The sequence below is a fragment of the Mesorhizobium sp. M1088 genome, from assembly GCF_040318575.1.
In the GTDB taxonomy this organism is placed as follows: domain Bacteria; phylum Pseudomonadota; class Alphaproteobacteria; order Rhizobiales; family Rhizobiaceae; genus Mesorhizobium.
On sequence record NZ_JAMYMO010000017.1, the window covers coordinates 1 to 22,537 of the forward strand.

Below are 22,537 nucleotides of genomic sequence, written 5' to 3' on the forward strand. Positions count from 1 at the left end.
AAGGACCGTGCTCAAAGGCCGGACATATGGACGCAAGCGATCGAAAACGACGCAAAACAACCGTTGCAGGCAGGGCGCCGTCCACATATGGATCCCAGGGTCTGCGCTCCGCTTCGCGTTCGCTCCGCCCTAGGATGACGAAGGTAAGTGCTTACTTCCTGCCACCCCGCCGCTCCGCTCGATCGAAAAAACCAGCGATCCTGCCCGGCAGGATCCCGGACTCCAAAAACGGTGCATGCCCCTGGCCCTCCACGGTGATCGTCTCGATATCGGTATGGCGCGTCCGCATCTGCTCGAGCATTTCGGCGGACAGCAGCTTCGAATTGGCGCCGCGTATGACGAGCATCGGGATGGCCGCCAGCGCGTCGAACTGTGGCCAAAGATCGGGCAGCGGCCGGCTGGGATCGAGCCCCGCCAGCGTCTCGACCAGTTTCGGATCGAAATCGGTCAGAAATCCCTCCTCGGTCTCGCGGTAGAGGGCTGATGCCATCCGCTCCCAATCCGCATCGGTCAGCGCCGCAAAATCCGCGCCATGGGTGCTGCGCAGGCCGCGGACCACCTCTGCGTACATCTTCGGCCTTGGCGCGGGGTCGAGGTAGGAGCGGATATGGGCGAGACCTTGCGACTCGATCACCGGGCCGATGTCGTTGAGAACGACGGCCTTCAGCACGGCCGGCCGCATCGCCCCGAGCACATGGATGATCAGTCCACCGCGCGAGGTGCCGATGAAGGCAGCCTCGTCGGCGCCAAGTGCAGCCAGCCCGGCGAGAATATCCCCCGCTTCGATGCCGATATTGTAATGGCCGATATCGGCATCGTAGGCGGACTGCCCGCGCCCGCGATAATCGAAGGCGACAACCCTACGCCTCGCCTGCGTCGACAGATAAAGCGCCAAATCGTGAAAATCACGGCAATTGCGGGTCAGGCCAGGCAGACAAACGACTGGCCAACCGCCGGAATTCGCTTCGCCGTAGATGCGGGCGTGCAGGCACAGCCCGTCCGGCGCGGCGTAGAAGAAATCGGAAAAACCCTGCTCGATTCGCATGTAGACTCCGTTCCTCTCACCGCCGGATCGCTTCGATTGCTACAGGCGAGGGGCAGGTAAGGTCAAATAGGGAAGGCGCCGGCGTTGGAGGTCCCTCAACGGGAAGATTGGCTGCCATAGTCGCTTTCGCCAGGTTTCGTAGGATGCAGAAAGGCACTGTCCCCGCAGCTGCCGATCTCCCACTTGGGGGCAGGGCTATTGCAGATGGAAAGTCGAGGCTTTCGCTCTACGACGGACCCCCACCCCTAACCCCTCCCCACAAGGGGGAGGGAGACTTCCGTTGGCACTGACCTCGGCAAATTGCCTGCCTTTCGGCGCCAAAAGGGGAAGTAAGGGCATGCGGCAGCATTCCCTCCCCCTTGTGGGGAGGGTTAGGGTGGGGGTCCATCTTCGTAAGAATCCAAATGCGATTGCCCTGCGCTTGGGGGGATGTCTGGTGATTGGCAAGGAGGGCAGGACAGAGCGGGCCGCTGTCCCGCCAACTCCACGTCCGGAACCTTCATAGCCAGAAACAAAAAAACCGCCTCGGTGGGCGGGTCGTTGGAGCCAATTAGCACCATTACCGAAATTAGTAGCATAGCTGCCGGCACAAAGCAAGAACAAAATACGCCGTGGCCGACAAATTCGCGTTTCTTCGTAGCCTGACTCGGTTTGAAGCCCGGTCGTCACCCCCGGCCGTTCACCAAGTCCCCGACAATGTCATATTTGCCGGAGATACGCATCTTGTAGACCTCGTAATTCTCCATCACGCGCTGAACGTAACTTCTTGTTTCCGTATAGGGAATCCGCTCGATCCAGTCGACGACTGCATCGACGTCCTCGCCGCGCGGGTCGCCGTATTTCGCCACCCACTGGGCGGCGCGGGCGGGGCCGGCATTGTAGCCGGCGAAGGTCAGCACGTAGGAGCCGTCGAAACGGCCGAGCTGCTCGCCCAGAAAGGCGGCGCCCAGCGTTGCATTGTAGCCGGCATCGGTGGTCAGCCGCGCCTGCGAGAAAGTCATGCCGGCCTTCTTCGCCAATTGCTTGGCCGTGCCTGGCATCAGCTGCAGCAGTCCGCGCGCGCCGGCGCTGGAGACGGCGCCGATGTTGAACTCGCTTTCCTGCCGGGCAATCGCATAGGCCAGCGCCTTGCCCGAGCCGGAGACGTTGGCGGTGTCGGGAATGACGCCGAGCGGATGCGACAGCGCGCCTACGTCGATGCCGCGGGCGCCGGCGATCTTGCCGACCTTCAGCGCCATGAAATGGTTGCCTTGTCTTTCCGCCAACACCGCAAGCAGCGCCAGTTCGCCGGGGCTGTTCAGCTGCCCGGCAAGGTCGCGGTAGAGGGTTTCGGCATAGCGGTCATAGCCTGCCTGCTGCAGCCGCTCGATGGCGCTGACCGCCTCGCGGGTGGTAAAATTCCGGCGGTCGGCGGCACTTGGCTGGGGGTAGACGATATTGAGGGTCTGCCGGCCGACACGCTCGCCGGCGAGCTGGCCGTAAAAGGTCGTGCCGTAGCTAGCGGCACGGCTGAAAAAATCCTTGGCATTGCCGGGCCCGCCGACTTCGGCGGCACGGCCGAGCCAGTAATAGGCGCGCGACAGCGACATCGGCCCTTGGGCGAGCTCCGCGATTTGCGCAAAATGCTTGGCGGCGGTGCTCGGGTCGTTGAGGCCGCGCAACGCGTACCAGCCTGCATGGAATTCCGCCTCGGCGGCATTGGCGGGACTTTCGGCGGCATGCGCGGCGACTATTCTGTAGGCGGTCTTCATGTCGCCCTGGTCGACCAGCTCGCGCGACAGCACCCGGCGTTCGACCCACCAGGCGTCCGCATCGACCAGAGCGTCACGATCGCCCGGCGCCTTCATCACCAGCGCGGCTGCGTCGGAAAATTTCTGTTGCTTGCGCAGATATTCGGCTTCGGCAAAGAGATAGCCGACCGCCCGCTGCGCTGCCGGCACCGCCTTCAGCAGCTTGGCCGCGTTCTTGTCGCCCTTGCTGACCGCCGCCCAGGCGTCGGCCAATTGCTGGGCGCCGGCGAGACCGGCGACGCGTAGCGCCGAAGCGACCCGGTCGGCATAAAACATGCGCTCCATGCGGAAGCGATGGTCGGCGGCCGGGATCAGCGCGCCGAACTCGCGGATGACCGCCGCCTCGTCCCCGGCTTCGAGCTTTTCGGTGCGCCAGAATGGCGACAGCACCGAGCGCGCCGCCTTGGTATTGCCTAGCGCTACATAGGAGCGCGCAAGGATCACCACGCCCTCGAAGGTCAGCGGCTGGCTGCCGTCGAACGCCCGCACCACGACCTGTGGCGCGGGGTTCTCGCGATAGAGCGCGCGCTCGCTGTTCTTGCGCAAGGCGATCGTGCCCGGCCAGTTCGGCAGCATCTTCGCGGCATCGGCGATGTCGCCGCTCGGCACCTGGTCGCCGCCATAGAGCGCAATCGCCCAGGCAAGGATGTGCCGATCGAGCGATTTGGCCGGCAGCGCTTCGCGCACCTGGCGCGCGCGCTGAATGTCGTTTGCCGCAAGCGCATCGAGACCGCTCTTCAGCGCCGCGACGCTGGCGGATGGCGAAGGGGACTGCTGCAGTGCATCGTTCTGCGGCTCCGTCATCGGGATCGCCGACGTGACCTGCCCATCGACGCTGCCGCCGATCGCCGCGCCGGGGACCAGCACAACGATCGCGCCGAGAAGCGCGAAAAGATGAGGCCGCCTGGTCGGCATGGATTTGGTCATTTCCTATTCTTCGATGCTACCACTGGCACAGATGAACTGCAGCCTATTCGTCTGTGATGAAGGGCCCGTAAAGAAAACCTTATCGAGGTCGTTCGAATTGCAATTGCTGGCGCAATGCTTGCCGCGCAACAATGTCGAGACTATGGTGCGCCGCTTCGCTTTCGGCTAGAAGGCGCGCACGACAAACACCTACAGCGCCGCGGGTCTTCTCAGACGCGCAAAGGACGTTGTAGCAATTTAAATTTGGCGCATAACCCTTTCCGAAATCGACTGCGATTTTCGGGGTCATGCGCTAGTCCCAAGGAGTTGGACGACATGCTAAGAGGCTCGCTGACCGCGCTCGTCACACCGTTCGAAAAGAGCGGCCGTTTCGACGAGAAAGCCTTTCGCGCGTTCATCACCTGGCAGATCGCCGAAGGCACGACGGGCGTGGTCCCGGTCGGCACCACCGGCGAGTCGCCGACGCTGTCGCATGACGAGCACCGCCAAGTCGTCAAGGTTTGCATCGAGGTCGCCAAGGGCCGGGTTCCGGTCGTCGCCGGCGCCGGCTCCAACAACACCGAAGAGGCGGTCGGCCTGGTCCAGTATGCCGAGAAGGCGGGTGCCGACGCGGCCCTTGTCGTCACGCCCTATTACAACAGACCGACACAGCGCGGCCTCTATGCGCATTTCGCCGCCGTCGCCAAGGCAACCAGTCTGCCGATCATCATCTACAACATTCCGCCGCGCTCGGTGGTCGACATGAGCCCCGAGACGATGGGCCAGTTGGTGCATGACTTCAAGAACATCGTCGGCGTCAAGGATGCCACCGGCAAGGTCGAGCGGGTTTCGGAGCAGCGCGCCACCTGTGGCAAGGATTTCATCCAGCTCTCCGGCGAAGACGCCTCGGCGCTCGGCTTCAACGCGCATGGCGGCGTCGGCTGTATTTCTGTGACGGCAAATGTCGCACCCAGGCTTTGCGCTGAATTCCAGGAGGCAACGCTTTCCGGCGACAGCGCCAAGGCGCTCGACCTGCAGGACCGTCTGTTGCCGCTGCACAAGGCGATTTTCATGGAGCCCGGCGTTTCCGGCGCGAAATATGCGCTGTCGAAGCTGGGCAAGGTCGAGAACGTGCTGCGCTCGCCGCTAATGACGGTCGAGCCGTCGACCGCCGAGAAGATCGACGCGGCGATGAAGCACGCCGGCTTGATAAACTAGGGATGAGGCGCCACCTCTCCGCATCATGAATCAAGTCAGAAAAGCCGATCCCAACAACAAGACCGTTGCGGAAAACCGCAAGGCGCGGTTTTCCTATGAGGTGCTCGACACGATCGAGGCCGGCCTGGTGCTGACCGGTACGGAAGTGAAATCGCTGCGCCAGGGCCAGGCCAATATCCAGGACAGCTACGCCTCGGTCGAGGGCGGCGAGATCTGGCTGATCAACTCTTATTTGCCGGAGTATCTGCAGGCCAACCGCTTCAACCATGAGCCGCGCCGCCGCCGCAAACTGCTGCTCAACAAGCGCGAGATGGCAAAGCTGGCGCAAAGCGTCGACCGCGAAGGCATGACGCTGGTGCCGCTGAAGATCTACTTCAACGACCAAGGCCGTGCCAAGCTGCTGCTCGCCGTTGGCCGCGGCAAGAAGCTGCACGACAAGCGCGAGACCGAAAAGCAGCGCGACTGGTCGCGCGAGAAGGGCCGGCTGCTGAAGGAGCGAGGGTGAGGAGCGGTCCGCGAAGCGGAGGAAAAGCCAGCGATTTGGCTTTTCGAGCGACGAACGCCCGGAGCCTTAGCGGCGGGCAGGGCGGACCAAAAGGGATAGGTCTCGTTTGAAAAACCGGATCGTCTTATGGGGCGCGGCCGGTCTGCTCGTGGCGGGCCTCGTTCTGGCCGGCGGCTATACCTACTTCCAGACGTTTTCTCCGGACCGCCGCAAATATCCGGTCAGGGGCATCGACGTCTCCCATCATCAGCGGCAGATCGACTGGCGGCGTGTTGCCGCCGACGATGTCGCCTTCGCCGTGATCAAGGCGACGGAAGGCGGCGATCATGTCGACGATGCCTTCGCCGCCAATTTGCGCGCGGCCCGCGCCGCCGGTCTTGCCGTCGGTGCCTATCATTTCTTCACCTTCTGCAGATCGGGTGCGGATCAGGCACGCAACTTCATCTCGGTGGTGCCGCACAATCAGCCTTTGCTGCCGCCGGTGGTAGACATCGAGTTCGGCGGCAATTGCCCGCAGCGGCCAACTCCCGAACAGCTGAGCGCCGAACTCTCCGCCTTCCTCGGCCCGGTCGAGGCGGCGTTCGGCAAGACGGCGATCCTCTATGTGACCGACGAGGTGGCGCAAGCCTATGCCGGGCAGCTAGCCAGCCGCCCGCGCTGGCTGCGTTCGCTGGCGCTGCGGCCGGGCCATGACAACTGGATCTACTGGCAGTATCACAACCGGGGCCGCGTCGACGGCATCAGCGGCGACGTCGACCTGAATGTTCTCCAGGGCGGACCTGCGACGCTGGCCGCATTGTTTGCCGCAGCGCCTGAAACGACAGCGTCGGATTGATGCTATTCCCGTCCACCAAAACACCCTCTCATATCGCAGGCGGCGCCGTGCTAAGTACATTTGATGCCGGAGCGCCCTTCATCAACCAATGACAGCAACGCCCCGCCTGCTGCGACGGACGGCGGCGACCCCCGCCTGGCATTTGTCTATGCGGAGGCGGTGCGTGGCCTCCAGCACCAGCAGGGCGTGGTTGAAAGTCTCAATACGCGCGCCGGCAATCTGATCTTCGCAACCGCGTTCGCGAGTTCTCTCCTCGGAGGCAGGGCGCTCCTGGATGGCGTGGGGCCCTGGGACTGGCTGGCGCTGATATTGCTTTTTCTTATCGGGCTGCTGGTCGCGATTATGGTGTGGCCGTATTATAACTATACGTTCCGTTTCGATCCAGAGAAGCTGCTCCAGGACTTCGTTGATCAGCACCCTCCCGCAACCCTGGACGGGATGCACCGAGCGCTTGCGCTGCGCATCAAATCCGACATGGCCAGCAATTGGCGGATCATCCAACGCCTGCGCGTCGCGCTGCAGCTTGCATTGTTTCTGTGGTTGCTGGATCTCCTGGCCTGGTTGTTCGCGATCGCCCGAATCTAGGGCTCGTGCCCTGGCGGGCGTCGTCCGACTCTATGTCTTCAGAAAAGCTTCTATCTGACTGAAGACGTTGACGAACATCGCTTCCGTCAACACGCCGGTATTGGTGTTGTAGCGCGAGCAATGATAGCTGGAAAACAGCGTGATGCCATTGGCCTGCTGCTGCCCACCATGCCGGAACGGATAGGCGGCAACGCGTTGGCCGAGCGCCCGCACGGTCGACTGGTGCGCGATCGAGCCAAGCGCCAGCACAGCGCGCAGATTTGGAAATCGCGCGATCGTCGGCACCAGGAACGTCCGGCAGGTCGCTATCTCGGCGCCAACCGGCTTGTTGTCCGGCGGCACGCAGCGCACCGCATTGGTAATCGCCGTACCGACAAGCTCCAGCCCGTCATCCGGTCGCGCTTTGAATTCGCCGCGCGCAAAGCCGTGCGCGATCAGCGTGTTGTAGAGCAGGTCGCCGGCAAAATCGCCGGTGAAGGGGCGCCCCGTCCGGTTCGCCCCGCGCAGTCCAGGCGCCAGCCCGACGATCAGCAGACGCACTGCGTCCTCGCCTTCCGGCGGCAAAAAGGTCGGCACCGGCGCGTTGAACCAGGACGGCTCGCGCCGCCGCCACTCGGCGATGAAGTCGTGCAACCGCGGGCAGAGCGGGCAATCGCGATCGGGTTCGGGGGAGACGACCAGGGGAGCGGTCAAGGCAACGACCGTCAATAGTCTTCCTCGTCGACTTCGGCCGGTTCGGGCCGGCGCACCGGCCGCTCCGACGGGTCGCGGCCGACTTCATTCTTGAGCGTCATCAAGTCGATGAAATGGTCGGCCTGGCGGCGCAGATCGTCGGAGATCATCGGCGGCTGCGAAGCCATGGTCGAGACGATCGACACCTTGCGCCCGCGCCGCTGCAGCGCCTCGACCAGCGTGCGGAAATCGCCGTCGCCCGAAAAGATGACATAATGGTCGACGACATCGGCAAGTTCGAGCGCATCGACGGTCAGCTCGATATCCATATTGCCCTTGATCTTGCGCCGGCCGGTCGAGTCGGTGAATTCCTTGGCCGGTTTGGTCACCACCTTGAAGCCGTTATAGTCAAGCCAGTCGATCAGCGGCCGTATCGAGGAGTATTCCTGATCCTCGACCAGCGCGGTGTAGTAATAAGCGCGCAGCAGATAGCCGCGTTTCTGGAAACTCGCCAGAAGTTTGCGGTAATCGATGTCAAAGCCCAGCGCGCGCGAGGTGGCGTAGAGATTGGCACCGTCGATAAAGAGAGCGATTTTTTCACGAGGATCGAACATGGAAAATGTCCTTTTTCGAAATAAGCGGTCGTCTAAATGCGTGGCGACTATCGGCCGGTCTGATAATAGACCTGTTGGCCTTCATCGTTCGAGATAACGCCAGTTTTACGGCAATCCAAGGCACCATGGCGCACCGCAAGCAATTGTGATCGGCGCTGTGTCGCCGCAGGCGGCCCGCGTCAGAGCTGCGCACCGCCATAAAAGCTTGTATTTTGGCGGCGTTCGGGTTATGGACCGCGCCTGTTTTCCATCAAATCCAGGCATGAAAGGGGCAACTCATGGCCCGCGTAACCGTTGAAGATTGCATCGACAAGGTCGACAACCGCTTCGAGCTGGTGCTCCTGGCCGGCCACCGCGCCCGTCAGATTAGCCAGGGCGCGCAGATCACCGTACCGCGCGACAACGACAAGAATCCGGTCGTTGCGCTCCGCGAAATCGCCGAAGAGACGCTGTCGCCGGACGACCTCAAGGAAGATCTCATCCATTCGCTGCAGAAGCATGTCGAGGTCGACGAGCCGGAAGCCGATGGCGAGGCGATTGCCGACCAGACCGGCAGCGCCGTTGCGGCCACCGATGCCGACGACGCCGAGGACAACGTCACCTTCGATCGCATGACCGAAGAAGACCTGTTGGCCGGCATCGAAGGCCTGGTGCCGCCGGAAAAAAGCGACGATTATTGATCTTAGCGACAACTGCCGACACTTTCGCGTCGGCAGTTTCGTGGCTATCTATGACATGCGCCGTACGCCAGTGCGGCGCATGATTCATTTCAGCATTGCGAGATCCCGCCCATGATGCGTCAGTATGAGCTTGTCGAGCGCGTGCAGCGCTACAAGCCTGACGTCAACGAGGCGCTGCTCAACAAGGCCTATGTTTACGCCATGCAGAAGCATGGCCACCAGAAACGCGCCTCCGGCGACCCGTATTTCTCGCATCCGCTCGAAGTCGCCGCCATCCTCACCGAAATGCACATGGACGAGGCGACGATCGCCGTTGCCTTGCTGCACGACACGATCGAGGACACCACGGCGACCAGGGCCGAGATCGACGAATTGTTCGGCCCGGAAATGGGCAAGCTGGTCGAGGGCCTGACCAAGCTGAAGAAGCTCGACCTCGTCTCGAAGAAGGCCGAGCAGGCGGAGAACCTGCGCAAGCTGTTGCTGGCGATCTCGGAAGACGTGCGCGTGCTTCTGGTCAAGCTCGCCGACCGCCTGCACAATATGCGCACGCTCGACCATGTGCCGGAAGCCAAGCGCCTGCGCATCGCCGAAGAGACGATGGACATCTACGCGCCGCTGGCCGGCCGCATGGGCATGCAAGGCATGCGCGAGGAGCTGGAGGAGATTGCCTTCCGCTTCATCAATCCGGAAGCCTACCGCGCCGTCACCGCACGGCTGGCCGAAATCTTCGAGCGCAACAAGGGCGTGCTGTCGGAGATCGAGAAGGCGCTCTCCGCGCTGTTCGACAAATATTCGATCAAGGCCGAGGTCAAGAGCCGGCAGAAGAAGCCGTGGTCGGTGTTCCGCAAGATGGAAGCCAAGGCGTTGTCCTTCGAGCAGCTGTCCGACATCTTCGGCTTTCGCGTCGTCGTCGATACCGTCGAGGACTGCTACCGGGCGCTCGGCGCCATCCACACCACCTGGTCGATGGTGCCCGGCCGCTTCAAGGACTACATCTCCACGCCGAAGCAGAACGACTACCGCTCGATCCACACCACCATCGTCGGCCCGTCGCGCCAGCGCGTCGAATTGCAGATCCGCACCTATCAAATGAACAAGATCGCCGAATACGGCGTCGCCGCTCATTCGATCTATAAGGATACCGGTGGCAAGATGAATGGTGCCGCCCATGCGATCTCGAAGGAAACCAATGCCTATGCCTGGCTGCGGCGCACCATCGAGCAGCTTGCCGAAGGCGACAATCCCGAGGACTTCCTCGAAAACACCAAGCTGGAGCTGTTCCAGGACCAGGTATTCTGCTTTACGCCGAAGGGCATGCTGATCGCGCTGCCGCGCGGCGCCACGCCGATCGACTTTGCCTATGCCGTCCACACCGATGTCGGCGACACTTGCGTCGGCGCCAAGGTCAATGGCCGCATCATGCCGCTGATGACGGAGCTGAAGAACGGCGACGAGGTCGAGATCATCCGCTCGAAGGCGCAGGTCCCGCCGGCGGCGTGGGAATCGGTGGTCGTTACCGGCAAAGCACGCTCGGCCATCCGCCGCGCCACCAAGAACGCTATTCGCAAGCAATATTCGGGTCTCGGTATCCGCATTCTGGAGCGCGCCTTCGAACGGTCCGGGAAGACCTTCACCAAGGAAAACCTGAAGCCGGTGCTGCACCGGCTGGCGCGCAAGGACATCGAGGATGTGCTGGCCGCGGTCGGCCGTGGCGAACTAGCCTCCACCGATGTCATGAAGGCGGTGTTTCCCGACTACAAGGACGAGCGCGTCACGCTGGTCGCGCCCAAGCAGCGCGAGGAGGGCTGGTCGAAGATCCGCAACGCCGCCGGCATGCTGTTCCAGATTCCGGGCCGCGCCGCGCGCAAGGACAAGAACCAGCCGCGCGACGACGCGGTGCCGATCCGCGGCGTGCGCGGCGATCTGCCGGTGCGCTTCGCGCCGGAGGGGGCAGTGCCAGGCGATCGCATCGTCGGCATCGTGCAGCCGGGAACCGGTATCACCATCTATCCGATCCAGTCGCCGGCGCTGCAGGCCTTTGACGACCAGCCCGAGCGCTGGATCGACGTGCGCTGGGACATTGACGAGCGCACCAAGGAGCGGTTCCCGGCGCGCGTCTCGGTCACCGCCATCAACGCGCCGGGTTCGCTGGCCGATATTGCACAGGTCGTCGCATCCAACGACGCCAACATCCACACGTTGTCGATGGTGCGCACCGCGCCCGATTTCACCGAAATGCTGATCGATCTCGAAGTGTGGGACCTCAAGCACTTGAACCGGCTGCTGTCGCAGCTAAAGGACAATTCGAGCGTCAGTGACGCAAGGCGCGTGAATGGGTGAATAGTGAATAGTGAATAGTGAAGAGGGTGCTCTCACTACCATTCACCATTCACCATGGACATGGAGTGAACGATGAACACCGATGAAGTGCTGGGTATTTTCCGCGAGGCCGGCGCCGTGCTCGAAGGGCATTTCATCCTGACGTCGGGCCTGCGCAGCCCGGTCTTCCTGCAGAAAGCGCGTGTTTTCATGCATGCCGACAAGACCGAGCGCTTGTGCAAGGCGCTCGCCGAAAAGATCCGCACTGACGTGCCCGGCAGGATCGACTACGTCGTCGGCCCGGCGATCGGCGGGCTGATCCCGGCCTATGAGACCTCGCGCCATCTTGGTGCGCCGGCGATCTGGGTCGAGCGGGAAGGGGGTGAATTCAGGCTGCGCCGCTTCGAGATCGCCAAGGGATCGCGCGTCGTCATTGTCGAGGACATCGTCACCACCGGCCTGTCGATCCGCGAGACCATCGACTGTCTGCGCGCACTTGGCGCCGAAGTCGTTGCCGCCGCATGCATCATCGACCGCTCGGCCGGCAAGACCGATGTCGGCGTGCCGCTGATCGCGCTCGCCGAATATGAAGTTCCGGCCTATCCGGCCGACAGGCTGCCGCCCGAGCTCGCCGCCCTACCGGCGATCAAGCCGGGCAGCCGCAACATCTAATGCATGTCGCCCAAAAGTGTGCGGCGGTTTTGGGACAACGACATGCATAAAAAAAGCCAAGAGGCGCTGCCGTGATTGCCGGCATCGATCATTTCGTGCTGACGGTTCGTTCGGTGGACGATACCTGCGCCTTCTATCAGCGCGTGCTTGGCTTCAAGCGCCTCGACGAGCCGGACCGACCAACGGCGCTGCTGTTTGGAACGCAGAAGATCAATGTGCATCAGGTCGGGCGTACCTTCGAGCCGAAGGCCAAGGCGCCGACGCCGGGCTCCGGAGATTTCTGCTTGATTGCTGCCCGGCCGCTCGCCGAGATATGTGCCAACCTCGCCGCCAATGGTGTGGTGATAGAGGTCGGCCCGGTCGAGCGTGTCGGCGCTCGGGGCGCGATGATGTCGGTCTATTTCCGCGATCCGGACGGCAACCTCGTTGAGGTCAGCGAATATCGATCCTGAGTGACGCTCCTTAAATTCGCCGCGATCATGCCCTGTTCAGAACGGCGACACCCAGGGCCGGCGCGAGCGGCCACCGAGCGGATGCCGTCGGCCTCGTTGTTCTTCGGCCAGCGCATCGCTATATCAAAGTCGTAGTTGCTTTTCGGCGACCGCAGAGCGCAGCATAGGCTGTCGCGCCTGGCTGGAAAGGCCGGCGTGAAGCCATCGACGGAACTAGGAACAGGAACAGAGTGCTTTTTCGACGGCGCAAGCCTGATGGTTTTTTCGAGCGGGTGCGTACTTATTTGTGGCCGCGCCGCTCGTTCTCGCGCTCGCTGCGGTATTTCTCCAAACGCATCCTGCGGCTTAGGGCCACGCCGCATGCCGTGGCCGCCGGTGTTGCGGCGGGCGTATTCGCGTCGTTTTTCCCGCTTGGCTTTCACTTCATCATTGCTGCCATCCTGTGCTGGCTGATCGCCGGCAATCTGGTCGCGGCAGCACTCGGCACGGTCTTCGGCAACCCCCTGACCTTTCCGCTGCTATGGGCCGCCTCCTGGGAGGTCGGCAAGCTGATCCTGCATGAACACCTGCCGGCGCATGGCCCGCCCGCGCATCTCGGCGACATGCTGCATAATCTTTCCTTTGCGCAATTGTGGGGACCGGTGCTGAAGCCGATGACGATCGGCGCAATACCGCTCGGCCTGGTTTTCGGCCTGCTGTTTTACGGCATCACCCGCTGGGGCATGGTCACTTTCCACGAGCAGCGCCGCAAGCGGCTGGCCGAAAGAGCGGCAAAGGCTGGAAAAACCGGGCCGGAAGTTCCTGCCGAATGATTATCGGTATTGGCAGCGACCTCATCGACATCAGACGCATCGAGAAGTCGCTGGAACGCCATGGCCAACGCTTCATCCAGCGCATCTACACCGAGATCGAACAGGCGCGCTCCGAAAACCGCGCGGCGCGTGCGGCCTCCTACGCCAAGCGTTTCGCTGCCAAGGAAGCCTGCGCCAAGGCATTGGGTACCGGTATGGCGCAGGGTGTGTTCTGGCGCGACATGGGGGTCGTCAACCTGGCCAGCGGCAAGCCGACCATGGCGCTGACCAATGGGGCGGCAGCGCGGCTGGACGAAATTCTGCCTGAAGGGCACCGCGCGGTGATCCACCTCACCATCACCGATGATTTTCCGCTCGCTCAAGCCTTTGTGATCATTGAAGCGTTGCCGGTCGAAGAAGCGCCACATTGATTGCATCTGACCACCGGCATGACGTTGCCCAGCGCGCGCCGAGACTCTATACCATCCAACGCACAATCGAGGACGACATGAGCGTGGCTGAAAAAACCCAGAAGAAATCCGGCGGACTTGGCGAAACCGTCAGCGTCATAGTCCAGGCCCTGCTGCTTGCGCTGGTCATCCGCACGCTCCTGTTCCAGCCGTTCTCGATCCCGTCCGGGTCGATGCGGCCGACTTTGCTCGAAGGCGACTATCTCTTCGTCACCAAGTGGTCCTACGGCTTCTCGCGCTATTCACTGCCGTTCGGGCCGAACATCTTTTCGGGCCGCATCTGGGGCTCAGAGCCGAAGCGCGGCGACGTGGTGGTGTTCAAGTTTCCGCCCGATCCTTCTGTCGATTATATCAAGCGCGTCGTCGGCCTGCCGGGCGACAAGATCCAGGTCAAGGATGGCCAGCTCTTCATCAATGACGTGGGCGTGCCGCGCGTCAAGGTCGGGCAGATCGACAACCGCGACATCACCGAGGAGAACGGGCCGGTCGATGTCTATCGCGAGACGCTGCCGAACGGCGTCAGCTACGACACGCTCGACCTGACGCAGGCTTCGATCGGCGACAATACCAAAGAGTTCAAGGTGCCGCCCGGTCACTATTTCATGATGGGCGACAATCGCGACAACTCGTCGGACAGCCGCTTCACCGTCGGCTTCGTGCCGGACGAGAATTTGGTCGGCCGCGCCAACCTCATTTTCTTCTCGATCGGCGGCAGCGCCAGCCCGCTCGAAATCTGGAAATGGCCGTCACTGATGCGCGCCTCGCGCCTGTTCCATTTCGTCAATTAGGGCCATGGCGGCGACGAAACGGCTGACCGCCGATGCGCTCGCCGAGGCGCTCAGGGAGCGCACCGGCCACAGTTTTGGCGACCATCAGCGCCTGCAGCGGGCGCTGACCCATGCCAGCGCTCGCGGCAGTCACGCCGGCGTCGACTACGAACGTTTCGAATTCCTGGGCGACCGCGTTCTCGGCCTTGTCGTTGCCGATATGCTGCTGGCGGCATTTCCCGACGCCGCCGAGGGTGAGCTGTCGCTGAGATTGAACGCTCTGGTCAACGCTGAAGCCCTGGCGGAAATTGCCGAGGAGATCGGCCTGCCGGAACTTATTCGCGCCGGTTCGGACGTACGCGGCCTCGACGGGCGCAAGCGCGTCAATCTGCGCGCCGATGCATTGGAATCGCTGATCGCCGTGCTCTATCTCGACGGAGGGTTGGAAGCGGCCCGTGCCTTCATCCACAGATACTGGCAGCCGCGCTCGCAAGCCATTGACGCCGCCCGTCGCGATGCGAAAACCGAACTGCAGGAATGGGCGCATCAGGCGGCAGGCGCAGTGCCGGTTTACATAATCGACAGCCGCGAGGGACCGGACCACGATCCGCTGTTCACCGTCAGTGTCAAGGTCGGCGCCTATCCGCCGGCGACCGGCAGCGGGCGCTCCAAGCGCGAGGCGGAGCAGGCTGCAGCCGCGGCACTTCTGCAGCGGGAAGGCGTCTGGCTCGATCAAGGGAGTGCCGCATGACCGCCACCGAAGCTCCGGCAACAGAAGCTCCCGCTACCCGCTCCGGCTTCGTCGCGCTGATCGGCGCGCCCAATGCGGGGAAATCGACGCTGGTCAACCAATTGGTCGGCGCCAAGGTGTCGATCGTGACGCACAAGGTGCAGACCACCCGCGCTATCGTGCGCGGCATTGCCACCCACAACAACGCGCAGATCGTCTTCGTCGACACGCCGGGCATATTCAAGCCGAAGCGCCGGCTGGACACCGCGATGGTGACCACAGCGTGGGGCGGTGCCAAGGACGCCGATATCGTGCTGCTCTTGATCGATGCCGAGCGCGGCATCCGGGGCGATGCCGACGCCATCCTCGAGCGGCTGAAGGATGTCCGGCAGCCGATGGTGTTGATCCTCAACAAGGTCGATCGGGTCAAGCACGAGACGTTGCTGGCATTGTCGGCGGCAGCCAACGAAAGGGTGCCGTTCAAGCGCACCTTCATGGTTTCGGCGCTGACCGGGTCCGGCTGCAAGGACCTGCTCGACTATCTAGCCGAGACCTTGCCGGCCGGCCCCTGGTACTATCCGGAGGACCAGATCTCCGACCTGCCGATGCGCCAGCTCGCGGCCGAGATCACCCGCGAAAAGCTCTATCTCAGGCTGCATCAGGAACTGCCTTATTCCTCCCACATCGAGACCGAGAAATGGGAAGAGAAGAAGGACGGCTCGGTGCGCATCGACCAGACAATCTATGTCGAGCGTGACAGCCAGAAGAAGATCGTGCTCGGCCATAAGGGCGAGACGATCCGCGCCATCGGCCAGGCCGCGCGCATGGAAATCGCAGGCATACTCGAGCAGAAGGTGCACCTCTTCCTGTTCGTCAAGGTGCGCGAGAACTGGGGCGACGATCCCGAGCGCTACCGTGAAATGGGGCTCGAATTTCCGCACTGAGCCTGTTTGGGCGATCCGCAGAGCGGCCTGTTGGCCGCCTCAGGATTTTGAGAGGTCGCCGGGGTGCCCGATCGGTCGACTTGCATCTTGAACAGCGTCGAATCATTCCGGAAGCCATGCGTCGACCACGTCGGTCGAGCCGTTTCTTATTGGCACCGGCGCGGCCCGAAATCCTGAGCGGGTTCTGAGAAATTTCCGATATTTCATGCAGAACCGGCCAGTTAGACCGGTTGGAGCACCTGCCGACACTGCGATCGTCCATGGTTCCCGTTCGTCGTCTCTCCGTCACACACTCTGCCTATAGGCTGTGCGAAAGACCCGCTTCCGAGCAAACCGGAACCGGCGGGCAAGCAGCCAGATCAGGACATGACCGGGACTTGGAATCGCACGACCCCATCCGTCAGATCGAGTTTGCAAACGCCGTCGCTGTTGAGATCGAGCGCGTGCTGGCGCGGCAAGGCAAGGTGACGAACAGCGATGCGGTCGTTGCAGCGGGCAGGGTCGCCGGCGCCGTTGCCGCCGCCGTCGCTTTGCTTGCGCCGACCGACATCAGTGCGATCGACACCATGCAGGAAAGATTACCCGGCATGGCGTCGCGTTTCGTGCGGATATTGGCAGCCGAAGCGGCGGAACGCCGTGCCCGGACGCATCTGTCGACGGCGCACGAAGGCCAAGGGGCAGACATCCAACGCCTGGCCGGAACGGGCGACCTCGACTCGATGCGGCTCGAGGACTGGGCCGGTCGGGTTGCCGGGTCGACGTTCCTGCAGCAAAATCTCGGCATATCGCGCTCGACCCTGCATCGCTGGCAGCGGAGCGGCACGGTCGTTGCGTTGCGCACCGGTGGCCGCAAACATGTATTTCCCCTGGCCCAGTTCATCGACGGCAGGCCGGCGCCGGGTGTCAAGGAAGTGTTATCCGCGATGCCCGATCCACGGCATGCCTGGTCGTGGCTGATCGGCCCCGCGCCCGGCCTCGCCGGACGTATTCCCATTGAAATGCTCAAACGGGATCTGGTGGCGGAAGTCGTTCTTGCCGCACAGAACGCAGCGATGGCGAAGTCGGCTTGATCTCGCTGCCAACGTTAGAAGTCTATTCTAAAAAAAGAACACGTAGAAGGAATGTATGTCGGGTGCCGATCGGTTTGCCGGCTAATGGCATAAGTATATTTTTGTACAATTGTGACAGTGTTTCGTTTGTGCCACGGGAAAAATGTGAAGCAAATATGAAGTGATATTTGTGCAACATGGATTTATTCTGTTATGCAAACGTTGATTATTTTTGCAATCGTCATTGAGACTGGAATGCGGATGAGTATGTTCGCCGCCTGAAGAGGGGGTGCGGTGCGCGCCTTTTTCGACGTGGGTGAGGCGTTCAGCCGTTCAACCCATGAATCCAAAGCCATTTTTAACTTTGACTGGAGAGGTCAGAAAATGAATATCAAGAGCCTTCTTCTCGGCTCAGCCGCGGCATTCGTCGCGGTCTCCGGTGCGCGCGCCGCCGACGCTGTTGTGGTCGCCGAGCCGGAACCCGCCGAATACGTCAAGATCTGCGACGTCTACGGCGCCGGCTACTTCTACATTCCCGGCACCGAGACCTGCCTGCGCATCGGCGGCTATGTCCGCTATGACGCCAGCTTCGGCGACGCCGGCCGCGTTTTCGATGGCGCGACGACACACGACCTTTTGGACGGTGACGAGCAGCAGACCTGGAACAAGAATGCCCGCTTCAATTTGAAGACGTGGACCGGCCAGGAAACCGAGCTCGGCACGTTGAAGACCTATACCGAGACCCGTTTCAACTTCGGCAATACCAAACGCACCGTGAGCGGTGTTGATTTCAGCGTGCAGGACAACAAGGCGGTTACCCTGAACTTCGCCTGGATCCAGCTTGGAGGTTTCCGCGTCGGTAAGGATGAGACTGTCTATGATTCGTTCATCGGCTACGCCGGCAACGTCGTCCAGGACACTATCATTCCTTACGGCACCAAGGACACCAACCTGATCAGTTACTACTTCGACGGCGGTAATGGCTTTACGGCAGTCGCCTCGGTCGAAACGGGCTCCGGCGCTGACCAGTCGATCGACAGCTACGTTCCGTTTGTCGCTGGCGGCGTGAAATACAAGGGTGACTGGGGTGCGATCACCGCGGTCGGCGCCTATAACAGCACGTCGGAAGAATGGGCCGGCAAAGGTCGCCTCGACGTCAAGCCGATTACTGACCTGACCCTGTTCGTGATGGCGGGCTACGGCAGCGACGACAACGTCGCGAAGAACTTCTACAAGCCGTGGACTGGCAACTTTGCCGTCTGGGGCGGCGGCAGCTATGCCGTCAACAAGAAGACCTCTTTGAACGCCCAGGTCTCCTATACCGACGACCAAGACTTCGCCGTTGCGGCCAACGTCGCCTACACCATCGTTCCTGGTTACACGATCACCGCCGAAGTCGATTATTACGACAATTTCGATGCCGACGATGCCGACGCAATCGGCGGCATCTTCCGCTTCCAGCGCTCGTTCTGATCAAACGACGATCTCGCAAAAAACGGCCCGTAGCGATACGCTACGGGCCGTTTTGATTTGGCGGCGGATACGTCGCTCATCTTGATTTCGCCATCCAACCGGTGACAAGCTCTCGTCATGGAATGGCGCGACGAGGGAATCATTCTCGGCACCCGCAAGCATGGCGAAACCAGCGCCATTCTCGAGGTGATGACGCGCGCGCATGGCCGCCATCTCGGTCTCGTGCGCGGCGGCCGTTCGCGCAAACAGCAGCCTGTCTTGCAGCCCGGCAATCGCGTCGACCTATTGTGGCGGGCGCGGCTCGACGAGCATCTCGGCACCTTCCAGGTCGAGGCTATCGAGATGAACGCCGCCCGGCTGATGGACAGCGCCGTTGCCGTCTACGGCCTGCAGACGATGGCCGCGCATTTGCGTCTTCTGCCTGAGCGTGACGCCCATGGCGGCCTTTACGAGACGCTTGCGGTGATGATCGCTCATCTCGACGATGCCGATGCCGCCGGCGAGCTGGTGGCCCGCTTCGAGCTGCTGGTACTCGACGAACTCGGTTTCGGCCTCGATCTCAGCCAGTGTGCGGCGACCGGCACCAGGCAGGACCTTGCCTATGTCTCGCCGAAATCCGGCCGCGCCGTGTCGCGGGCGGCGGGCGCGCCGTGGCGCGACAAGATGCTGGCGCTGCCTGCCTTCCTGCAGCGCGGCTCCGGGCTGCGCGCTGATCCGGCGGCGATCGAGGACGCCTTCCGGCTGACCGGCTTCTTTTTGACCCGCCATGTCTACGAACCGCGCGGCATCGAGCCTCCCGGCGCCCGCGCCGGGTTTCTCGCCGCCTTGCGCAGGCATCATTCACCCGGCCGTGAATCCGGCAAGGCAAGCGCCGGGGAAGCCGCCACCGGGGAAACCACCAGATGAGCGAAGTTGAACCTGATCCCGAAAACGTTTCGCCGCTCGGCCTTGGCACCATTTCGCAGGTGGGCGAGGCCTATGCGACGGCCGAGTTCAAAGTGAATTTGACGCGGCCGATCACGCCAAGGACGGGCGAGGTGGTGTGCGAGGGCAAAGTGGTGCACAAGGGCCGCACGCTGACGGTTTCGGAAGCGGCGCTGAAGGACGCCAACGGCAAAGCTGCTAGCTTTCGGCACCGAAACATGCTCGATCTTTCCGGCCAATCTGGCGGCACGTTGAATGGACCGGCCGTTTGGCCGCCGCATTTGAATGTCACTGAACATTGAATGTCAGTGACAACTGGCCTGGTTTGGGGGAACCGCCATGTTTGAAGGCCTGATTGGCCTCGTCGCCATCATCGTGCTGTTCGTCATCATTTCACGCCAGCAGAGCCGCATCGGCCTGATCGAGCGCGAGCTTGGCGCCTTGCGCAGCCTTGTGCTTTCGGGCACGCCTGCGCTGCCGCCGCAAGCCAAGGAACCGGCTGCAAACGACAGCAAACCGGCGGATGCCGCAATCCCGCTTGCGGCCGCAGCCGACATGGCCGTATCGCCACGGCCCGCAGCGGTCGTGTCAGCTGCAGAGGCCGATGCCGATACAACGGCGCCGTCCGCGCCGGGGTCGGCGCAACCGGCGGCAGCGGCGAAGGCAGCTCGCCAGTCCGACGTCGAAACGGCGCTTGGTACCCGCTGGGCGGTCTGGGTCGGCGGCATCGCGCTGGCGCTGGGTGGCTTGTTTCTGATCCGCTACACCATCGAGGCCGGCATTTTCGGGCCACGCGTGCGGCTTGTCATGGCGGCGGCACTCGGGCTGGTGCTGGTCGCCGGCGGCGAGTTCATCCGCCGCACCGGCTTCAGGGTGCCGGTGCAAGGTGCTGCCGGTGCCTATATCCCGGCGATCCTGACGGCGGCCGGCGCTTTCATCCTGTTCGGTACCGTCTACGCCGCGTACAGCATTTACGGCTTCATCGGCCCGACGCTCGCTTTCACGTTGCTCGGCGCCATCGGGGTGGCGACGATCGCGGCAAGCCTGGTCCACGGCCAGGCGCTGGCCGGCGTCGGCCTGCTCGGTGCCATGGTGACGCCGCTGCTGGTCGCCTCGCAGGCGCCCAATCCGTGGGCGCTGTTCGGCTATCTGGCGATCGTGCTCGCCGCCACCTGCGTCATTGCCCGCATCCGCGACTGGAGGCTTTTGACGGCCGCAGCCTTCGTCGCGACGGGGATCTGGACCATCTTCTATATGACCGACGCGCCGGGGGCGAACCTTGACGTCATCCTCTTTATCGACGGGGTGACACTGGCCGTGCTCGCCTTCGTCTGGCTTGGCCGCCGCGACGATGCGGGCGCCGGCAGCGGCTTCGACTGGCCGTCGATCGCGCCGGGCTTCTTCGTCGGCCTTTCGGCGCTGGCCCTGTTTGTCGATCCGGCCTTCGTCGCCATCCGCGGTGCATTGCCGGGGGCCGCCCTTGTCGCAGCCCTGGTGGCGGTGGCGCTCTACCGGCCGCGGGCGCTTGCACTGCTGCACGCCGCCGGGCTGGCGACGGTACTGGTCTATCTCGGCATCATTCCGCCGACCACGATCGCTTCAGATTTTTCGGGTGGAGCTCTCGGCGTCGACGGCATGCCGGTCGTGGCGTCCGATGCCTTGATGTTCAGGGTCGGCATCGCTCTCGGCCTGGTCTTCATCGGCGCCGGCTTTTGGGCGGCGCGCCATTTTGCGGCCTCTGGCTGGCTGCGCGCCGCCGCATGGGCGGCCTGGAGCGCTGTCGCGCCACTGGTCATCCTGCTGGCGCTCTGGTCTACCTTCGGCAATCTCGACCGAGACCTTGCTTATGCGGCGGTCGCAGCCGTTTTGGTCGGAGTCTTCGTCGCCGGCGGCGAGTGGATAGCACGCGGCGAAGCGCCGCCGCTAACCGGCGGCGCTGCTGTCTCCTTTGCGCTCGGCGGGGCGGCGATTGCCGGCCTGCTGATGCTGCACATGGCCTTTGGTTCCGGCTGGACAACCATCCTGCTCGGAGCAGCCGCCGCCGTGCCGGCGCTGGCGACGCGCTGGCGCAGCTATCCGGTGCTTGGCTGGATTTCCGTTGGTGCGGTGATTGCAGTGCTTGGTCGCGCTGCCTTCGACCCGACCATCGTCGGTGCCGAGTTCCTGTCGAAGACGCCGGTGTTCAACTGGCTGCTGCTTGGATATGGCGTGCCGGCGCTCGCTTTCGGTTTTGCCGCCTGGCAGCTTGCCCGAACCACCAACGGCCGACCGCGCCTCGCAATGGAGGCCGGCGCCGCGCTGTTTGCCCTGCTCACCGTCGCCATGCTGGTGCGCCATGCCATGCATGGCGGCGTCATCGATACGGCTGCTGCGACGCTTGCCGAACAGGCGATCTACACGCTGATCGCCATCGGTGCCGGTGCCATCCTGGTCGCCATCGACATGCGCTCGCCAAGTTCGGTGCTGCGCTACGGCTCGATTGCAGCGGGCGTGGTCTCGGTCGCGTTCATCGTCCTCCAGCATTTTCTGGCGCTGAACCCGCTGCTGACGGATGAATCGACCGGCAGCATTCCTGTGTTCAATCTTCTGTTCCTCGCCTACCTCTTGCCGGCGGTTGCGGCCGGCGCACTGGCGCTCTATGCCCGCGACAAACGACCGAAATGGTATGCAGCGATGCTGGCGATGGTGGCGGCGGTGCTCGGCTTCGCCTATGCCACGCTGTCGGTCAGGCGCCTGTTCAAGGGCGAGTTCATCGGGCTGTGGAGCGGTCTCGGCCAGCTCGAGACCTATACTTATTCGGCACTGTGGCTGGTCATCGGCGTGGTGCTGCTCACCGCAGGTGTATGGCTGAAGTCGCAGGTGCTGCGCATAGCGTCGGCGGCGCTGATCTCGATCGCCGTGCTCAAAGTCTTCATCTTCGACATGTCGGAACTGGAAGGCGTGTTGCGGGCGCTGTCCTTCATCGGCCTCGGCGCGGTGCTCATCGGCATCGGCCTGTTCTATCAGCGGCTGCTGACAAGGGCGGCGAAAGCAAAGCTCGAGACGAGCAATAGCTGACGATTTCAATTTGGCCGGGAATAAACCTGCCACTGGCAG

Annotated in this window: 22 protein-coding genes; 18 read left to right on the plus strand and 4 right to left on the minus strand. The window is 62.8% G+C overall.

Features of this window, described 5'->3' with window-relative positions; genetic code table 11:
- Window positions 1–151: 151 nt before the first annotated feature.
- Both NKH49_RS19680 and NKH49_RS19685 read right to left on the minus strand, forming a co-directional pair.
- Entirely contained in the window at window positions 152–1,045 is an 894-nt protein-coding gene (locus NKH49_RS19680) for an alpha/beta fold hydrolase (RefSeq protein ID WP_352927410.1), read from the minus strand.
- A 665-nt stretch (window positions 1,046–1,710) separates the two neighbouring features.
- Window positions 1,711–3,750, minus strand: coding sequence for a lytic transglycosylase domain-containing protein (locus NKH49_RS19685; protein WP_352927483.1), 2,040 nt, complete (start codon window positions 3,748–3,750; stop codon window positions 1,711–1,713).
- 327 nt (window positions 3,751–4,077) lie between these two features.
- Here NKH49_RS19685 and dapA point away from each other — a divergent pair, with 327 nt between their 5' ends.
- From dapA to NKH49_RS19705, 4 genes are all read left to right on the plus strand, one after another.
- Window positions 4,078–4,959, plus strand: coding sequence for a 4-hydroxy-tetrahydrodipicolinate synthase (dapA, locus tag NKH49_RS19690; RefSeq protein ID WP_352540767.1), 882 nt, complete (start codon window positions 4,078–4,080; stop codon window positions 4,957–4,959).
- A 25-nt stretch (window positions 4,960–4,984) separates the two neighbouring features.
- The gene (gene smpB, locus NKH49_RS19695; RefSeq protein ID WP_023768487.1) at window positions 4,985–5,464 is read left to right on the plus strand and encodes an SsrA-binding protein SmpB; all 480 of its coding nucleotides are present in this window, start codon (window positions 4,985–4,987) and stop codon (window positions 5,462–5,464) included.
- Window positions 5,465–5,570: 106 nt separating this feature from the next.
- Window positions 5,571–6,299: a GH25 family lysozyme gene (locus NKH49_RS19700; protein ID WP_352471042.1), complete on the plus strand. Its 729-nt coding sequence runs from the start codon at window positions 5,571–5,573 to the stop codon at window positions 6,297–6,299.
- A 63-nt stretch (window positions 6,300–6,362) separates the two neighbouring features.
- Window positions 6,363–6,884: a hypothetical protein gene (locus tag NKH49_RS19705; protein ID WP_352471043.1), complete on the plus strand. Its 522-nt coding sequence runs from the start codon at window positions 6,363–6,365 to the stop codon at window positions 6,882–6,884.
- 30 nt (window positions 6,885–6,914) lie between these two features.
- Here the strand turns inward: NKH49_RS19705 and NKH49_RS19710 are convergent, their stop codons facing one another.
- Together NKH49_RS19710 and NKH49_RS19715 are read right to left on the minus strand one after the other, a co-directional pair.
- Complete coding sequence (locus NKH49_RS19710; protein WP_245274739.1) at window positions 6,915–7,592, minus strand: uracil-DNA glycosylase; 678 nt, start codon at window positions 7,590–7,592, stop codon at window positions 6,915–6,917.
- Window positions 7,589–8,170 (minus strand): LabA-like NYN domain-containing protein, encoded by a 582-nt coding sequence (locus NKH49_RS19715; RefSeq protein WP_023677774.1) that lies wholly within the window; start codon window positions 8,168–8,170, stop codon window positions 7,589–7,591. The genes NKH49_RS19710 and NKH49_RS19715 overlap by 4 nt, the downstream gene beginning before the upstream one ends.
- 278 nt (window positions 8,171–8,448) lie before the next feature.
- Between NKH49_RS19715 and rpoZ the strand changes: the two genes are divergently transcribed.
- The 14 genes from rpoZ to NKH49_RS19785 all read left to right on the plus strand — a co-directional run bounded on the left by rpoZ (window position 8,449) and on the right by NKH49_RS19785 (window position 22,498).
- On the plus strand, window positions 8,449–8,850 hold the full coding sequence (gene rpoZ, locus NKH49_RS19720) for a DNA-directed RNA polymerase subunit omega (RefSeq protein WP_023677773.1): 402 nt from the start codon (window positions 8,449–8,451) through the stop codon (window positions 8,848–8,850).
- 111 nt (window positions 8,851–8,961) lie between these two features.
- A complete protein-coding gene (locus NKH49_RS19725; protein WP_352927414.1) occupies window positions 8,962–11,190 on the plus strand; it encodes a RelA/SpoT family protein in 2,229 nt (742 codons plus the stop codon).
- Window positions 11,191–11,262: 72 nt separating this feature from the next.
- Window positions 11,263–11,841, plus strand: coding sequence for an orotate phosphoribosyltransferase (gene pyrE / locus NKH49_RS19730; protein ID WP_352927417.1), 579 nt, complete (start codon window positions 11,263–11,265; stop codon window positions 11,839–11,841).
- A gap of 71 nt (window positions 11,842–11,912) precedes the next feature.
- A complete protein-coding gene (locus tag NKH49_RS19735; RefSeq protein WP_352540770.1) occupies window positions 11,913–12,293 on the plus strand; it encodes a VOC family protein in 381 nt (126 codons plus the stop codon).
- Between the two features lie 230 nt (window positions 12,294–12,523).
- Entirely contained in the window at window positions 12,524–13,105 is a 582-nt protein-coding gene (locus tag NKH49_RS19740) for a DUF2062 domain-containing protein (RefSeq protein ID WP_023677769.1), read from the plus strand.
- Window positions 13,102–13,515: a holo-ACP synthase gene (acpS, locus tag NKH49_RS19745; RefSeq protein ID WP_352467214.1), complete on the plus strand. Its 414-nt coding sequence runs from the start codon at window positions 13,102–13,104 to the stop codon at window positions 13,513–13,515. The genes NKH49_RS19740 and acpS overlap by 4 nt, the downstream gene beginning before the upstream one ends.
- 77 nt (window positions 13,516–13,592) lie before the next feature.
- Entirely contained in the window at window positions 13,593–14,342 is a 750-nt protein-coding gene (gene lepB / locus NKH49_RS19750) for a signal peptidase I (RefSeq protein WP_352471047.1), read from the plus strand.
- A 4-nt stretch (window positions 14,343–14,346) separates the two neighbouring features.
- On the plus strand, window positions 14,347–15,072 hold the full coding sequence (gene rnc / locus NKH49_RS19755) for a ribonuclease III (RefSeq protein WP_352471048.1): 726 nt from the start codon (window positions 14,347–14,349) through the stop codon (window positions 15,070–15,072).
- The gene (gene era, locus NKH49_RS19760; RefSeq protein WP_023677765.1) at window positions 15,069–15,995 is read left to right on the plus strand and encodes a GTPase Era; all 927 of its coding nucleotides are present in this window, start codon (window positions 15,069–15,071) and stop codon (window positions 15,993–15,995) included. Before rnc ends, era begins: the two co-directional genes overlap by 4 nt.
- Before the next feature lie 230 nt (window positions 15,996–16,225).
- A complete protein-coding gene (locus tag NKH49_RS19765) occupies window positions 16,226–17,065 on the plus strand; it encodes an antitoxin Xre/MbcA/ParS-like domain-containing protein (protein ID WP_352927422.1) in 840 nt (279 codons plus the stop codon).
- Window positions 17,066–17,428: 363 nt separating this feature from the next.
- Window positions 17,429–18,517 carry a porin gene (locus NKH49_RS19770; RefSeq protein WP_352927425.1) on the plus strand — a complete coding sequence of 363 codons (1,089 nt, stop codon included), beginning with the start codon at window positions 17,429–17,431 and terminating at the stop codon, window positions 18,515–18,517.
- Between the two features lie 117 nt (window positions 18,518–18,634).
- Window positions 18,635–19,423 carry a DNA repair protein RecO gene (recO, locus tag NKH49_RS19775; RefSeq protein ID WP_352771023.1) on the plus strand — a complete coding sequence of 263 codons (789 nt, stop codon included), beginning with the start codon at window positions 18,635–18,637 and terminating at the stop codon, window positions 19,421–19,423.
- Window positions 19,420–19,743 (plus strand): PaaI family thioesterase, encoded by a 324-nt coding sequence (locus NKH49_RS19780; RefSeq protein WP_352818276.1) that lies wholly within the window; start codon window positions 19,420–19,422, stop codon window positions 19,741–19,743. The genes recO and NKH49_RS19780 overlap by 4 nt, the downstream gene beginning before the upstream one ends.
- Window positions 19,744–19,780: 37 nt before the next feature.
- A complete protein-coding gene (locus tag NKH49_RS19785; RefSeq protein WP_352818273.1) occupies window positions 19,781–22,498 on the plus strand; it encodes a DUF2339 domain-containing protein in 2,718 nt (905 codons plus the stop codon).
- Window positions 22,499–22,537: the final 39 nt, after the last annotated feature.

Coding starts and splice junctions, on each gene's coding strand:
- NKH49_RS19680 (WP_352927410.1), bottom strand. CDS start 1,045: ATGCGAATCGAGCAGGGTTTTTCCGATTTCTTCTACGCCGCGCCGGAC.
- NKH49_RS19685 (WP_352927483.1), bottom strand. CDS start 3,750: ATGCCGACCAGGCGGCCTCATCTTTTCGCGCTTCTCGGCGCGATCGTT.
- dapA (WP_352540767.1), top strand. CDS start 4,078: ATGCTAAGAGGCTCGCTGACCGCGCTCGTCACACCGTTCGAAAAGAGC.
- smpB (WP_023768487.1), top strand. CDS start 4,985: ATGAATCAAGTCAGAAAAGCCGATCCCAACAACAAGACCGTTGCGGAA.
- NKH49_RS19705 (WP_352471043.1), top strand. CDS start 6,363: ATGCCGGAGCGCCCTTCATCAACCAATGACAGCAACGCCCCGCCTGCT.
- NKH49_RS19715 (WP_023677774.1), bottom strand. CDS start 8,170: ATGTTCGATCCTCGTGAAAAAATCGCTCTCTTTATCGACGGTGCCAAT.
- rpoZ (WP_023677773.1), top strand. CDS start 8,449: ATGGCCCGCGTAACCGTTGAAGATTGCATCGACAAGGTCGACAACCGC.
- NKH49_RS19725 (WP_352927414.1), top strand. CDS start 8,962: ATGATGCGTCAGTATGAGCTTGTCGAGCGCGTGCAGCGCTACAAGCCT.
- pyrE (WP_352927417.1), top strand. CDS start 11,263: ATGAACACCGATGAAGTGCTGGGTATTTTCCGCGAGGCCGGCGCCGTG.
- acpS (WP_352467214.1), top strand. CDS start 13,102: ATGATTATCGGTATTGGCAGCGACCTCATCGACATCAGACGCATCGAG.
- lepB (WP_352471047.1), top strand. CDS start 13,593: ATGAGCGTGGCTGAAAAAACCCAGAAGAAATCCGGCGGACTTGGCGAA.
- rnc (WP_352471048.1), top strand. CDS start 14,347: ATGGCGGCGACGAAACGGCTGACCGCCGATGCGCTCGCCGAGGCGCTC.
- era (WP_023677765.1), top strand. CDS start 15,069: ATGACCGCCACCGAAGCTCCGGCAACAGAAGCTCCCGCTACCCGCTCC.
- NKH49_RS19770 (WP_352927425.1), top strand. CDS start 17,429: ATGAATATCAAGAGCCTTCTTCTCGGCTCAGCCGCGGCATTCGTCGCG.
- recO (WP_352771023.1), top strand. CDS start 18,635: ATGGAATGGCGCGACGAGGGAATCATTCTCGGCACCCGCAAGCATGGC.
- NKH49_RS19780 (WP_352818276.1), top strand. CDS start 19,420: ATGAGCGAAGTTGAACCTGATCCCGAAAACGTTTCGCCGCTCGGCCTT.
- NKH49_RS19785 (WP_352818273.1), top strand. CDS start 19,781: ATGTTTGAAGGCCTGATTGGCCTCGTCGCCATCATCGTGCTGTTCGTC.